Source organism: Lacisediminihabitans sp. FW035, from assembly GCF_054880895.1.
The window spans coordinates 2915018-2928148 of record NZ_CM142187.1; the positions used below are offsets into that span (position 1 = coordinate 2915018).

Below are 13131 nucleotides of genomic sequence, written 5' to 3' on the forward strand. Positions count from 1 at the left end.
GCGTCGCGGAGCTGTCGTACGAGCAGGCGCGCGACGAACTGATCCGGGTCGTGAACGAGCTCGAGCAGGGATCGTCGACCCTCGAACAGTCGCTCGCCCTCTGGGAGCGGGGCGAAGCCCTCGCCCGTCGCTGCGAAGAGTGGCTCATCGGAGCGAAGGCCCGTCTCGATGCTGCCCGCTCCGCGGCCGGCACAGATCCCACCTCCTGAGCCCTCCCACCATCCCAATCCCGCCCCTAGCCCCGTGGAGATCATGGCAGCGTCACCGAATCGCCCGCCGCGCATCGTCGCGGAGCTCGGGCGACCCGAGACTCCGGAGGAGACCGCAGCGCGCAAGGCGGAGAACTCCCGCAAGCACCGCGCGAACCAGACCCTTCGAAACCTCGTGCTGGCCCTGCTCGCGTCGCTCGCCGTCGTGCTGGCGCTCGTGCTCGTAGTGGTGCGCCCGGATGGCGCGCCGCGCCAGGCGGTGGACTACCGGGCCGACGCCGCGGACTCGCAGTCGCAGGTCGGCCAGACCCTCGCCGCCCCTCCCCTGCCGAAGGGCTGGAGCGCCAACGACGACGGCCTCACGACCGGCTCCGACTCCGTCGTCGCCTGGAGCGTCGGCTTCATCACCCCTTCCACCCAGTACATCGGACTCGTGCAGGGCATCGACGCAAATCCCACCTGGGTCGCGAATGAGCTCCAGAACAAGCGCTCCACCGGCACGACCTCGATCGGTGGCCTCGACTGGATGGTCTACGACCGCCGCACCGACCAGGATCCCGGCAACTACGCCTACTCCCTCACCACGGTGATCGGGTCGAGCAGTATCGTGCTGCACGGCACGGCATCGCGCACAGAATTCGACACTCTCGCCGCGGCGATCGCCGCCCAACTCGACGGAGGCAACGGATGACGCAGGCAGCAGGGCAATCGATCGAACCCACCATCGCGCACCGCACTCCCGCTCAGGCGTGGGCGCAGATGAGCCGTGGCAACCGGCGCTTCGTCGAGGGTGAGCCGAGCCATCCGCGGCAGGATGTCGAACGCCGCGAGCAGCTGGTGGCCAAACAGACGCCCCACGCCGCCCTCTTCGGCTGCAGCGACTCCCGACTCGCAGCGGAGATCATCTTCGACAAGGGCCTCGGCGACCTGTTCGTCGTGCGCAACGCCGGGCAGATCATCTCGGATTCCGTGATCGGCTCCCTCGAATACGCCGTCGCCGTTCTCCACGTGCCGCTGATCGTGGTGCTCGGCCACGACGAATGCGGGGCGGTTCGGGCCGCCATCGACTCCCAGGCAGCGGATGCCCCTGCCCTGCCACCGCACATCCACCAGCTGATCGAGAAGATCATCCCGGCAGTGAAGCGGGTGAGCGCGAAGTCGGTCGCGGACGGAGCAGACGAGACAGTGCTCCCTGATTCGACCGAGGTCGGTCGGGAGCACCTGCGGGACACCGTGGCCGAACTGCTCGAGACGTCCGAATTGATCAGCGACGCAATCGCCGCCGGTACGCTGGCTATCGTCGGCGCGAACTACCGGCTGCTCGAAGGAACGGCCGTTCCCGACATCATCGTCGGCACCGTCTAAGGCCCCGACCACCTCACCACAACAGCAAGGGACGCACATCGCCGTGACTGAATCCGACTACCGCATCGAGCACGACACGATGGGCGAAGTCCGCGTGCCGGTATCCGCCCTCTACGGTGCCCAGACCCAGCGCGCGGTCGAGAACTTCCCCATCTCGGGCAGCGGACTCGAGCCGGCCCAGATCGTCGCCCTCGCGCGCATCAAAAAGGCCGCCGCGATCGTCAACCTCGAGCTCGGCATCCTCGAGGCTCCGGTGTCGCAGGCAGTCGTGCTCGCGGCCGACGAGCTGATCGCCGGTCGACACCACGACCAGTTCCCGGTGGACACCTACCAGACCGGCAGCGGCACCTCCTCCAACATGAACATCAACGAGGTGCTCGCAACCCTCGCCACGAAGTTCGCCGGCGCCCCGGTGCACCCGAACGACCATGTCAACGCCTCGCAATCCTCCAACGACGTCTTCCCCACCTCCGTTCACGTGGCCGTTACTGGGGCGCTTCTCGGCGACCTCGTTCCCGCGCTCGATCACCTCGCGACCGCGCTCGAGGCGAAGGCCGAACTGTGGAAGACCGTGGTCAAATCCGGCCGCACCCACCTGATGGATGCCACTCCGGTGACACTCGGCCAGGAGTTCTCCGGCTACGCGGCGCAGGTACGCTACGGCATCGAAAGGGTGCAGTCCACCATTGTGCGAGTCGCGGAGGTTCCGCTCGGCGGCACGGCCGTCGGCACCGGGATCAACACGCCGGCAGGGTTCTCGCAGAAGGTCATCGAACTGCTGGCCACGGATTCCGGCCTGCCCCTCACCGAGGCGCGAGACCACTTCGAGGCCCAGGGTGCCCGTGACGGGCTGGTCGAGGCATCCGGAGCCCTCCGCGTGATCGCGGTGAGCCTCACCAAGATCTGCAACGACCTGCGTTGGATGGGCTCCGGCCCGAACACCGGTCTCGGCGAGCTCAACATCCCCGACCTCCAGCCCGGTTCGTCGATCATGCCGGGCAAGGTCAACCCGGTGATTCCCGAGGCCGTACTCATGGTGGCTGCGCGCGTGATCGGCAACGACGCGACGATCGCATGGGCGGGCGCCTCCGGATCCTTCGAACTCAACGTGGCGATCCCGGTGATGGGAACCGCACTGCTCGAGTCGATCCGGCTGCTCGCAAACTCGAGTGTCGCGCTCGCGGACAAGACGGTGGACGGCCTCACGGCGAACATCGATCACGCGCGTGCCCTCGCCGAGTCCTCGCCCTCGATCGTGACACCTCTCAACCGGGTCATCGGCTATGAGGCCGCCGCGAAGGTGGCGAAGAACGCGGTGGCGAAGTCCATCACCGTGCGCGAGTCCGTGATCGACCTCGGGTTCGTCGAGCGCGGCGAGGTGAGCCTCGAACTCCTCGATGGTGCTCTCGATGTGCTCTCGATGACCCGGCCGCCCGCTCGCGCGTAGCGCCGGCCAGCCCGGTTCGTACCGCCTAGTTCGAGTCCGCCCGAGAGATCGGCGTTCCCTCGAGGTTGACCACGGCGCGCTTGGCGACGGGGGCGGTCAGGTCGATCGGGATCAGCACCGACGAAGACTTGTCGCCGGACGCCTTCGGGTCGCAGGGCGCGGCGAGCGCCTTCGCGTCGAGGGATTCGCCCACCGGACGACCGTAGTAGACGGCGATCACGATGGCGGTGCCGGACTCGACCACGAGCACCTGCTGCGGGGTGCAGCGACGATCCGCGCGCACCTGCACGACGATGTCGGCGGTGTCGAGGGCGGAAAGCCCGACGGCCGGATAGGCGCCGAGATACCCATCCGTGGCGCTGGGGTGTGGCCGAGAATATGTATTCAGACTGAAGAGGTAGCCGGGGCTGCGGGTCTTCGCGCTCACTGCCTGGTAGCGCACGGCCTGCTCTCGCACCAGGCCCGCCGGAGCGACCGTCACCGGCACGAAGACGCGATTGACAACCGTGGGATCCGGCGTGCCCCAGAGCAGTCGCACCGGGTCGGTGATCGTGCGCTCGCTCGCCTGCCCGGAGGGGTCGATGAGCCCGCCCACGACGGATGCGCCGCCGACCGCAAGGCCCGCGAGCGCGATGCCGGCGACGAGACGATGGATGCCGACGATCACGGCTCCCGGTTCGTCCCGGGACGAGTCCCGGTGGCTCCACCCTGTGAGCACACGCCATTGGGAGCGGGGGGCCGCGAATCCCCAGAGTGTGAGGATCGTGAGCCCGCCGAGCACGACGACGAGGGGCAGGTTCACCCTTAGAGCCTAAGCTGTCTACCCCGCGTCGTCGTGCCGGCGATCGTTCCGATCAGGCCAATTCGTTCGATTCCAGCATCTCGGTCACGAGGGCCGCGATCGCGGATCGTTCCGACCGCGTGAGCGTGATGTGGCCGAAGAGCGAGTGTCCCTTGAGCGTCTCGATCACCGAGGCCACCCCGTCGTGCCGACCGACCCGGAGGTTGTCGCGCTGGGCGACATCGTGGGTGAGCACCACCCGGGAGTTCTGCCCGATACGGCTCAGCACCGTGAGCAGCACGTTGCGCTCGAGGGACTGCGCCTCGTCGACGATCACGAAGGCATCGTGCAGCGAGCGGCCACGGATGTGGGTGAGGGGGAGCACCTCGAGCATCCCGCGCTCCACCACCTCGTCGAGCACGTTCTGGGAGACGACCGAGCCGAGGGTGTCGAACACCGCCTGGGCCCACGGGTTCATCTTCTCCGAGGCATCCCCCGGCAGGAAGCCGAGTTCCTGGCCTCCGACGGCGTAGAGCGGGCGGAAGACCATGATCTTCTTGTGCTGCTGCTTCTCGAGCACCGCTTCGAGCCCCGCGCACAGCGCGAGCGCAGACTTGCCGGTGCCGGCGCGGCCGCCGAGCGAGACGATTCCGATCTCCGGGTCGAGCAGCATGTCAATGGCGAGACGCTGTTCCGCCGATCGACCGTGCAGCCCGAAGATGTCGCGGTCTCCGCGCACGAGCCGCATCTCTCCTCGGGCGGTGACCCGGCCGAGCGCCGAACCGCGATCGGAGTGGATGACGAGACCGGTGTTGATCGGGGTGTCACCGATCTGGCGGGTGCTGAGCTTCTCGGTGTCGTAGAGCTTCGCCATCTGCTCGGAGCCGAGGGTGACGTCCTCCATGCCCGTCCAGCCCGAGTCGACCGCGAGTTCCGCGCGGTACTCCTCGGCAGCGAGGCCGATCGACGCCGCCTTCACCCGCAGCGGGAGGTCCTTGGACACCACCGTGACATCCAGGCCGTCGTTCGACAGGTTGAGCGCGACGGCGAGGATGCGCGAGTCGTTGTCGTTGAGCTGCAGTCCGGAGGGAAGCACCGACATGTTGGAGTGGTTGAGTTCGACCCGCAACGATCCGCCATCCCCCACCGAGATCGGGAAGTCGAGCCTCTCGTGCTGCACCCGCAGTTCATCGAGGTTGCGCAGCGCCTGGCGTGCGAAGTACCCGATCTCCGGATCGTTCCGTTTGCCTTCGAGCTCCGAGATCACGACCACCGGAAGCACCACCGCGTGTTCAGAGAAGCGGAAGATGGCTTTCGGATCAGACAGCAACACCGAGGTGTCGAGCACGTAGGTGCGCTCGGCCTGCTTGGCGCCTGTGCCTGTCGCCCCATCACTCTGAGAACGGCGTGCGGGGCTGGTCTTGTCGAAAGCGGCCACGTGAGCTCCATCCCCGGATGCTTGTCAGCATCCGGAACTAGTCCTCGTGACGGCCACTACACGTTTCGAGACGAACTTGCGTGGCCGTCTCGATCAGGTGCCATACCTGATAGTTCGTACGCTACGTCCGCGGTCGGACCCCGCCATAACCGACACGCCCGGAGCCGTGTTACGCGAAGATTAACGTTTGTCTCCGCGTGGGTCAGGCAGCTCAGACCGTGATGGCGGAGGCGTAGCTCGTGAAGGCGCCGCGCAGCATGTCGAAGGAGTCCTCGTCGGTCGAGACGTGCGGACTCAGGCGCACTGTGCCTCCCCGGACGGTCACCGTGACCCCGTGATTGAAGAGGGATGCGGTGAGCATCGTGAGCTGGTCTGCTGCCGGTTCGAGCACGACGATGCCCGCGCGCTCGTTCTCGGCCCGGGAGGATGCCACGGGCACCGCATACTCGTCGGCGAGATCGATCACGCGGGATACCTTCTCGGCAAGGCGCGCGCCGATCGCGCGGACACCGACCGCGGCGATCTCTTCGAGCGCGGCGGCGAACCTGGCCTGGTCGATCGGGCTCGGGTTGCTGATGCTGTAGGCCGCGGCTCCGGTGGCGGGGGGCAGTACCTCGTCGAGAGGCAGGTCCGCGCCATCCGTCGCGCTGAAGCCGCTGAACACGGGCGTGAGGCGGTCGAGGGCGCGCTCGCTGAGGGCGAGGAATCCGGTGCCCCAGCCCGCGCGGGCCCATTTCTGCCCGCCGCTGGCGATCACATCCGCCACGTCGAAGGGTGCGTCGACGACGCCGAACCCCTGCATCGCGTCGACGATGAGCAAGCGGTCCCCGATCACCTGGCGGATCCCGTCGATGTCGGCGAGGTAACCGGTGCGGAAGTCGACGAGGCTCACGGCGACCGCGACGACGTTCGGGGTGAGCTGGTCGCGGATGACGCCGGGGGTGACCGGGCCGCCGGCGGTCGCGAGCCAGTGGGGCGCCAGCACCGACAGCGAGTCCGCCGCGCGAACGGCGGCGAACGGCAGAGAGGGGAATTCGGCCGCGGACAGCAGTACCCCGCCCGTGATACCGAACATCGCGTGCATCAGCCCGGTACTCGTGTTCGGCTGGAAGACGACCCGGTCGGAGGGGAATCCGATGACCCGCCCCACCGCCTCGCGCACGCGCGCGTCCTGCCCTTCGAGGCTGGCGAGACTGCCGAATCGAGCCCGGCGCAGCAACTCGACCTGCGCCTGCTCTTCTTCGATCGCCGCACGCCCGAGCGGCCCGACCGAGGCGAAGTTGAGGTAGCCGGGTTCTTCGGTGAATCCGGCTGCGAATTCGTCGATGGTCGTCATCCGTCAGCTCCCGAAGCGGCGCTGGCGCCGAGCGTAGTCGCGCAGCGCCCGCAGGAAATCGACCTCGCGCAGGTCCGGGCCGAGTGCCTCCACGAAGTAGAACTCGCTGTGCGCGCTCTGCCACAGCATGAAGTCGCTGAGGCGCTGCTCGCCCGAGGTGCGGATGACGAGGTCCGGATCGGGCTGTCCCCCGGTGTAGAGGTGGTCGCCGATCAGCTCGGGGGTGAGGATCTCGGCGAGGGCGTCGAGCGTGCCGCCGCCCTCTTCGTGGGTGGTGACGATACTGCGCATCGCATCGGCGATTTCCCGGCGGCCGCCGTAGCCCACCGCGAGGTTGATGTGCATACCGGTGTTCGACGAGGTGCGCTTCTCCGCCGCCTTCAGCGCCTCGATCAGATGCGGCGGCAGGCCGTCGTCGGAACCCACGTGCTGCACCCGCCAGTTGCGGAAGTGCGAGAGGTCCTCGGCGAGGTCGGCGATGATCTGGAGCAGTTCGTCGAGCTCCTCCGTCGTGCGTCCCGAGAGGTTGTCGGTGGACAGCAGGTAGAGGGTCGCGGTCGCGATCCCGAGGTCGTCGCACCAGACCAGGAATTCCCGGAATTTCGCCGCCCCCGCACGATGACCGTGCGCCGCCGTCTCGAGCAGCCGCTGCCGCGCCCAGCGCCGGTTGCCATCCAGGATCATCGCGATGTGCTTGGGAAGTTCCTGGGTGGCAAGAAAGCGGCGGATACGGTTCTGATACAGACCGTAGAGGATGCCTCGTCCGAGGGGAACTTCCCGCTGTGCCACACCAATACGCTAGTGCACCGGGCTCCGGGTGCTCCCAGTCAGGCGCCGGTACCCGGCAAGTAAACTCGGGTTCCATGGCAACGGAACCCCATCAGGATGCGCTCGACGAGGCAGAAGACGGTCCCGACCTCCCCAACATCCCCCTTCTCGATGACGAGCTCGATGCCCATTCCCCGTCACCGGCCGGCGCGCTGACCCGCGAAGAGCTCCTCGCTCGCAAGCCCACCTGGCGTGGCTGGATCCACGCCGTGACATTCCCGGTCGCGGTCGTGCTTGGCGTCGTGCTGATCGTGTTCGCCGACGGCGTTCCCGCCAAGGTGTCCAGTGCGGTGTTCGTGCTGTCGTCACTGCTGCTCTTCGGCGTCTCGGCGCTCTATCACCGCATCAACTGGAGCGATCGCACGAAACGATTGCTCAAGCGGATGGATCACGCCAACATCTTCCTGCTCATCGCCGGATCGTACACACCGATCACCGTTCTCGCCCTTCCGCACGACAAGTCGGTGTTGTTGCTGTGGCTGGTATGGATCGGGGCCGGTCTCGGCATCGGATTCCGGGTGTTCTGGATCGGCGCACCCCGCTGGCTCTACGTGCCGCTGTACCTGCTGCTCGGCTATGCGGCCCTCGCGTTCATCGTGGACTTCTTCCAGGCCAACGCGCTGATGATGTCACTCATCCTGCTCGGCGGCGTGTTCTACACGATCGGCGCGGTCATCTACGGCTTCAAACGACCGAATCCGGTGCCGGGCGTGTTCGGCTTCCACGAGATCTTCCACGCGCTCACACTGCTCGCGTTCCTCTGCCACTGGACGGCGATCTTCCTGGTGGCGACGAACCCGCCGGTGTTCTAGCCACCGTCGCTGGTCGAGTAGGCCGCGCGCGGCCGTGTCGAGACTCCGCCAACAAGGTCTCGACACGCTCGCTGGAGCTCGCCACTCGACCGGCACAGGTCCTACTCGACCGGCACAGGTCCTACTCGACCGGCACAGGTGTCAGTCGGTGGACTGCTCCTCGGCTGCGACCCGCTCGGCCTCGAGGCGTTCGCGGATCTCGCCGCGGTAGCGCACCCGTCGCACCCGTCGCACCATGTCGATGCACAGAAGCACCACTACCGCAGCCACTCCGAAGGTCGCGGCGAAGCCGACCCAGGTGGGGGTGACCGAGTTCTCGTCGAAGTTGGGTTGCGGCGTCGGTGTCGACGCAAGCCACACGACGGCACCGGTCACCACCGGGCTGGTCATGAGCACGCTGTACAGGCCGTTCATACGCTGACCTCCTCGGTCACGATTCCCGCGAAGAGATCTGTCTCGGGAAGGGGCGACTCCACGAGCGATTTCGCAAGCTGGAAGTCTTCCCAGGGCCAGGCTCGACGCTGGAGGTCGTTGGGCCAGAAGAAGAAGGCACTGTCCGGGGCGACCTGGCTGGCGTGGGCGCGCAACGCCTGGTCGCGGGCATCGAGGAACTCGCCGACCGGCACCTGGGTGGTGGTGAGGTCGGGACGATCCTTCATCCAGCCGCGGATCTCCTCCATCTGGGCCAGTTGCGGGGTCTCGGGAGCGTTGGCGAGCAGGAACTGGTACATCGCCTCGATGCGCGGGGCATTGAAGATGCGGTCGTAATACACCTTTGAGACCTGCCAGGGCGCTCCGGCGTCCGGGTAACGGGAGGCATCTGCCGCGGCCTCGAAGGCGTAGAGGGAGATCTCGTGGGTGCGGATGTGGTCGGGGTGCGGATATCCGCCCGTCTCGTCATAGGTGACCAGCACCTGCGGCCGGAACTCGCGAATGATCTTCACGAGCGGCTCGGCCGAGATCTCCAGAGGGATGACGGCGAACGAGTTCGCCGGCACCGGCTCGTCGTTCTCGGGCAGGCCGGAATCCTGGTAGCCGAGCCAACGATGGTCGAATCCGATGGCCGCCTGGGCGGCCGCCATCTCGATGCGCCGGAGTCCTGCCATGTCGCGGTTCGCCATGGCCTTCGGCTCGAGGGCCTCGTTCTGGATGTCGCCCCGCTCTCCCCCGGTGCAGCTCACCACGAGCACCTCGGTGCCGATGCTGCGGTAGTAGGCGTAGGTGGCGGCGCCCTTGCTCGACTCGTCGTCGGGATGGGCGTGCACGGCAAGCAGGCGCTGTGTCACCGAACTCCTTGTATAGGGGCGCGTGGGGAACACGCAGGGATTGGCGGATACCCTTGGACTACAAGAATAGGCGTGCGACGCTGGTGATAAGAGCCGAGGTGACATGACTGCGATCGACGAGACTCCGATCGACGAGGGCGTGCTCGAGTCACGCCCATCTGCGGTGCCAGAGCCTGCGGGCATCGCCGCGCGGTATGGGCGCACCCCGGCGAAGAAGCGCCGCGACCGCCTCATCTATCTCGTGGCGGGCGCTGCCGCGGCGATCGTCGTCGTGGCCTGGGTGCTCTGGGCCGGGCTCGACCAGACCGGCGGCACCCTCGACGCCGAGGACAAGGGGTCGACGATCGTCGACGCCCGCACGGTGAGCATCAGCTACCAGGTGTCGATGCCAGTGGGCAAGACAGCGAGCTGCGCGCTCCAGGTGCAGAACGAAGCCCATGGGATCGTGGGCTGGCGCATCGTGAAAGTGCCGGCATCCACTCGTTATACGACCTCCTACACCCAGACGGTGTTGAGCTCGGAGCAGGGCGTAACCGGCTTGATCTACCGGTGCTGGCTGACCTAAACTGAGGCTTACTGATCAGAGACCGGCCCCACGGCCGGTCTCATTTGCGTTTTTTAGGGAGCACATCGTGTCTACCGAGACCACTGAGACCTGGCTGACCCAGGAAGCCTTCGATCGCCGGAGCGCCGAGCTCGACCAGCTGTCGACCACCGGGCGCACCGAGATCGCGAAGAAGATCGAGTCCGCCCGCGAAGAGGGCGACCTCAAGGAGAACGGCGGATATCACGCCGCCAAAGAAGAGCAGGGCAAGATGGAGGCCCGCATCCGGGTGCTCACCGAATTGCTGCGACACGCCAAAGTCGGCGCCGCGCCCGAGAGCACCGGCGTCGTGCAGTCCGGTACCGTCGTGAGCGCGCGCATCCTCGGCGATGAGAGCGTGTTCCTGCTCGGCAGCCGGGAGATCGTCGGCGAAGACAGCGACCTCGATGTCTACAGCGAAGGCAGCCCGCTCGGTGCGGCGATCCTCGGCCATTCGGTCGGCGAGACGGTGACGTACACCGCGCCGAACGGCAAGGAGATCACCGTGCAGATCGACAAGGTCGAGACGTACCTGCCGTAGGGGGGCTCGACACCCGCCCTAGAGGGTGCTATTCGACGAGCGGAAGAGCGCGGAACCTCAGAAGTCGACGCGGGGGTCGTATCCCGCTTCGATGAGGTGGCCGAGAACACGCTGCACGTGTTCCGGGCCGCGGGTCTCGATGCTCAGCTCGATCTCCACGTCGCTGATGAGCGCGTTGCGGCCGTGCCGGGTATGCAGCACTTCGACGACGTTGGCGTTCGCCTCGGAGATGAGCTCCGCGATGCGGGCGAGCTGGCCCGGACGGTCGGGCAGCATCAGCCGCAGCTTGAGGTAGCGATCGGATGCCGCGAGCCCGCGGGAGATCACGCGCTCCATCACGAGGGGATCGATGTTGCCGCCGCTGAGGATGGCGACGGTGACCCCCGCATCCGTCACCTGGCCCGTCATGATCGCGGCCACAGCGACCGCCCCGGCGGGCTCGACCACGAGCTTGGCCCGCTCGAGCAACACGAGCATCGCGCGCGCAATATCGTCGTCGGTCACCGTGATGATCTCGTCGACCGCGTCTTTGATGATCTCGAAGTTGAGGATGCCCGGCTTGTTGACAGCGATGCCGTCGGCGATGGTCGGCAGGATCGTGATGGCGGTTGAGACGCCGTTCTTGATCGACACCGGGTAGGGCGCCGCGTTCTCGGCCTGGACACCGATGATGCGCACTGAGCGGCCCTGGAGCGCGAACTTCTGTTTGAGTGCGCTGGCCACCCCGGAGATGAGGCCGCCCCCGCCGATCGGCACGATGACGGTCTGCAGATCGGGAACCTGGTCGAGCATCTCGAGACCCAGCGTGCCCTGGCCGGCGACGACATCCGGATGGTCGAAGGGAGGGATGAAGACGGCGCCGGTGGTGGCGGCGAACTCCGCGGCCCGGCGAAGCGCCTCGTCGACCGCGTGTCCGCGCAGCACGACCTCGGCGCCGTAGTTGCGGGTGGCCTGGAGCTTCGGCAGCGCGACGCCGACGGGCATGAAGATGGTGGCGGAGAGGCCGAGCTCGCGGGCCGCGAAGGCGACGCCCTGGGCGTGGTTACCCGCGGAAGCGGCCACCACACCGTGGGACTTCTCCTCGTCGGTGAGCCGCGAGATGCGGTTGTACGCTCCCCGGATCTTGTAGGAGCCGGTGCGCTGGAGGTTCTCACACTTGAGGTGCACAGGTGACCCCAGCAGCTCACTGAGGTAACGCGAACTCTCCATCGGCGTGATCTCCGCGACGCGCGAGACCACCGCCCGCGCAGACTCGAAGTCGGCGAGGGTCGGGCCCGCGAGAGTCAGTTCAGGCATTCGTCTCCGCGCGGGTACCCGGGGCGGGGCTCACCGCCTGTCTCAGGGTCGGGTCGGATGTCGTTCGCCAGCGGCCGCTCGCCACGTAGTTGACCATCACATTGAGGGTGGCGATGACCGGAACGGCGAAGAGTGCACCCGGGATGCCGGCGAGGAATCCCCCGGCGGCGACCGCGAAGACGACGGCGAGCGGATGCACCTTGACCGCCGTTCCCATGATGAAGGGCTGCAGAACGTGCCCCTCGATCTGCTGAACGGCGATCACGACGGCGAGCATCAGCAGGGCCGCGAACGGATTGAGGTAGACGAGTGCGATGAAGATCGCGAGCACTCCGGAGAACAACGCCCCGACGACGGGGATGAACGACCCGAGGAAGACCGCGATGGTGATCGGGATCACCAGCGGGAAACCGCCGAAGAACAGACCGATGATCCAGGCCCCGAGTCCGATTCCGACGGCGTCGACGAATGCGACGAAGATCTGCACGCGCACGAAGTTGGTGAGCGTGACCCATCCCGCCCTGCCGGAGCCGTCGATGGCCTGCCGCGCCTTCCTCGGGAACAGCCGGACCACCCAGGCCCAGATGCCCTTGCCGTCGATGAGCATGAAGAGCGTGGCGAAGAGCGTGAGCAGCATCCCGGCGAGGACGTGGCCGGCGGTCGTACCGAAGGTCACCGCTCCCGAGACCAGGGCCTGGCTGTCTTTCTGGATCGCGGTCCAAGCCTGGCCGAGGTACCCGTTGATGTCCGAATTGGTCAAGTGGAGCGGGGAGTCGAGGAGGTACTGCTTGAAGTTGTCGTAGGCCTCGACGCTCTGCTTCTGCAGGTCGGGGAATCCGCTGCGCACCTGGAGCACGACGAGCACGACGAGGCCGGCGACTACGGCGATCAGACCGATCTCGGCCACGGCGACGGCCAGCCACTTGGGCCAGCGATGCCGCACGAGGAACTGCACCAGCGGCACGAGAAGCGCCGCGAGCAGGATCGCGACCATGAAGGGCACGACGATCTCGCGCAGCGTGATCACGAGATAGATGAAGAGGGTGATGACGGCGGCGATGACGAGCACTCGCCAAGACCAGGCACCCGCGATGCGGATACCGACGGGAAGCGTGGAATCGGCCTGTTGCTTTGCCGTTGCCGCCTCGATCGCAGCGAGCGGTGCCGGCGCGGTTTTACGTCTTCCGATCGTCATCGGGTCAGTCTATG

The 13131-nt window shown here is 66.9% G+C and carries 15 protein-coding genes; 7 read left to right on the forward strand and 8 right to left on the reverse strand.

Annotated features, from left to right (window positions below):
* Positions 1-11 precede the first annotated feature (11 nt).
* The 4 genes from ACVXZ4_RS13960 to ACVXZ4_RS13975 are packed head-to-tail and all read left to right on the forward strand — an operon-like array spanning position 12 to position 3021.
* A complete protein-coding gene (locus ACVXZ4_RS13960) occupies positions 12-209 on the forward strand; it encodes an exodeoxyribonuclease VII small subunit (RefSeq protein WP_461797989.1) in 198 nt (65 codons plus the stop codon).
* Positions 210-252: 43 nt separating this feature from the next.
* Entirely contained in the window at positions 253-900 is a 648-nt protein-coding gene (locus tag ACVXZ4_RS13965; protein ID WP_461795425.1) for a DUF4245 domain-containing protein, read from the forward strand.
* Positions 897-1574 (forward strand): carbonic anhydrase, encoded by a 678-nt coding sequence (locus ACVXZ4_RS13970; protein WP_461795426.1) that lies wholly within the window; start codon positions 897-899, stop codon positions 1572-1574. The genes ACVXZ4_RS13965 and ACVXZ4_RS13970 overlap by 4 nt, the downstream gene beginning before the upstream one ends.
* 43 nt (positions 1575-1617) lie before the next feature.
* Entirely contained in the window at positions 1618-3021 is a 1404-nt protein-coding gene (locus tag ACVXZ4_RS13975; protein WP_461795427.1) for a class II fumarate hydratase, read from the forward strand.
* Positions 3022-3046: 25 nt separating this feature from the next.
* On the opposite strand, the gene ACVXZ4_RS13980 is transcribed toward ACVXZ4_RS13975, so the two are convergent.
* From ACVXZ4_RS13980 to ACVXZ4_RS13995, 4 genes are all read right to left on the reverse strand, one after another.
* Entirely contained in the window at positions 3047-3823 is a 777-nt protein-coding gene (locus tag ACVXZ4_RS13980) for a hypothetical protein (RefSeq protein ID WP_461795428.1), read from the reverse strand.
* 52 nt (positions 3824-3875) lie between these two features.
* A complete protein-coding gene (locus ACVXZ4_RS13985; RefSeq protein WP_461795429.1) occupies positions 3876-5240 on the reverse strand; it encodes a PhoH family protein in 1365 nt (454 codons plus the stop codon).
* 211 nt (positions 5241-5451) lie between these two features.
* The gene (locus ACVXZ4_RS13990; protein ID WP_461795430.1) at positions 5452-6576 is read right to left on the reverse strand and encodes an aminotransferase class V-fold PLP-dependent enzyme; all 1125 of its coding nucleotides are present in this window, start codon (positions 6574-6576) and stop codon (positions 5452-5454) included.
* Positions 6577-6579: 3 nt separating this feature from the next.
* Positions 6580-7365 (reverse strand): isoprenyl transferase, encoded by a 786-nt coding sequence (locus tag ACVXZ4_RS13995; protein ID WP_461795431.1) that lies wholly within the window; start codon positions 7363-7365, stop codon positions 6580-6582.
* A gap of 74 nt (positions 7366-7439) precedes the next feature.
* On the opposite strand from ACVXZ4_RS13995, the gene trhA reads away from it, so the two are divergent.
* Positions 7440-8216, forward strand: coding sequence for a PAQR family membrane homeostasis protein TrhA (gene trhA, locus ACVXZ4_RS14000; protein ID WP_461795432.1), 777 nt, complete (start codon positions 7440-7442; stop codon positions 8214-8216).
* A 141-nt stretch (positions 8217-8357) separates the two neighbouring features.
* Here trhA and ACVXZ4_RS14005 read toward each other — a convergent pair whose 3' ends face one another.
* Together ACVXZ4_RS14005 and mca are read right to left on the reverse strand one after the other, a co-directional pair.
* Positions 8358-8630, reverse strand: a complete 273-nt coding sequence (locus ACVXZ4_RS14005; protein ID WP_461795433.1) for a hypothetical protein — start codon at positions 8628-8630, stop codon at positions 8358-8360.
* Entirely contained in the window at positions 8627-9502 is an 876-nt protein-coding gene (gene mca / locus ACVXZ4_RS14010) for a mycothiol conjugate amidase Mca (RefSeq protein WP_461795434.1), read from the reverse strand. Before mca ends, ACVXZ4_RS14005 begins: the two co-directional genes overlap by 4 nt.
* Positions 9503-9605: 103 nt before the next feature.
* On the opposite strand from mca, the gene ACVXZ4_RS14015 reads away from it, so the two are divergent.
* Both ACVXZ4_RS14015 and greA read left to right on the forward strand, forming a co-directional pair.
* Positions 9606-10067: a DUF4307 domain-containing protein gene (locus ACVXZ4_RS14015; RefSeq protein WP_461795435.1), complete on the forward strand. Its 462-nt coding sequence runs from the start codon at positions 9606-9608 to the stop codon at positions 10065-10067.
* A gap of 67 nt (positions 10068-10134) precedes the next feature.
* On the forward strand, positions 10135-10626 hold the full coding sequence (gene greA, locus ACVXZ4_RS14020) for a transcription elongation factor GreA (RefSeq protein WP_461795436.1): 492 nt from the start codon (positions 10135-10137) through the stop codon (positions 10624-10626).
* Positions 10627-10683: 57 nt separating this feature from the next.
* Here the strand turns inward: greA and ilvA are convergent, their stop codons facing one another.
* Together ilvA and ACVXZ4_RS14030 are read right to left on the reverse strand one after the other, a co-directional pair.
* Positions 10684-11922: a threonine ammonia-lyase gene (gene ilvA / locus ACVXZ4_RS14025; protein WP_461795437.1), complete on the reverse strand. Its 1239-nt coding sequence runs from the start codon at positions 11920-11922 to the stop codon at positions 10684-10686.
* Positions 11915-13117, reverse strand: coding sequence for an AI-2E family transporter (locus ACVXZ4_RS14030; protein ID WP_461795438.1), 1203 nt, complete (start codon positions 13115-13117; stop codon positions 11915-11917). The genes ilvA and ACVXZ4_RS14030 overlap by 8 nt, the downstream gene beginning before the upstream one ends.
* Positions 13118-13131: the final 14 nt, after the last annotated feature.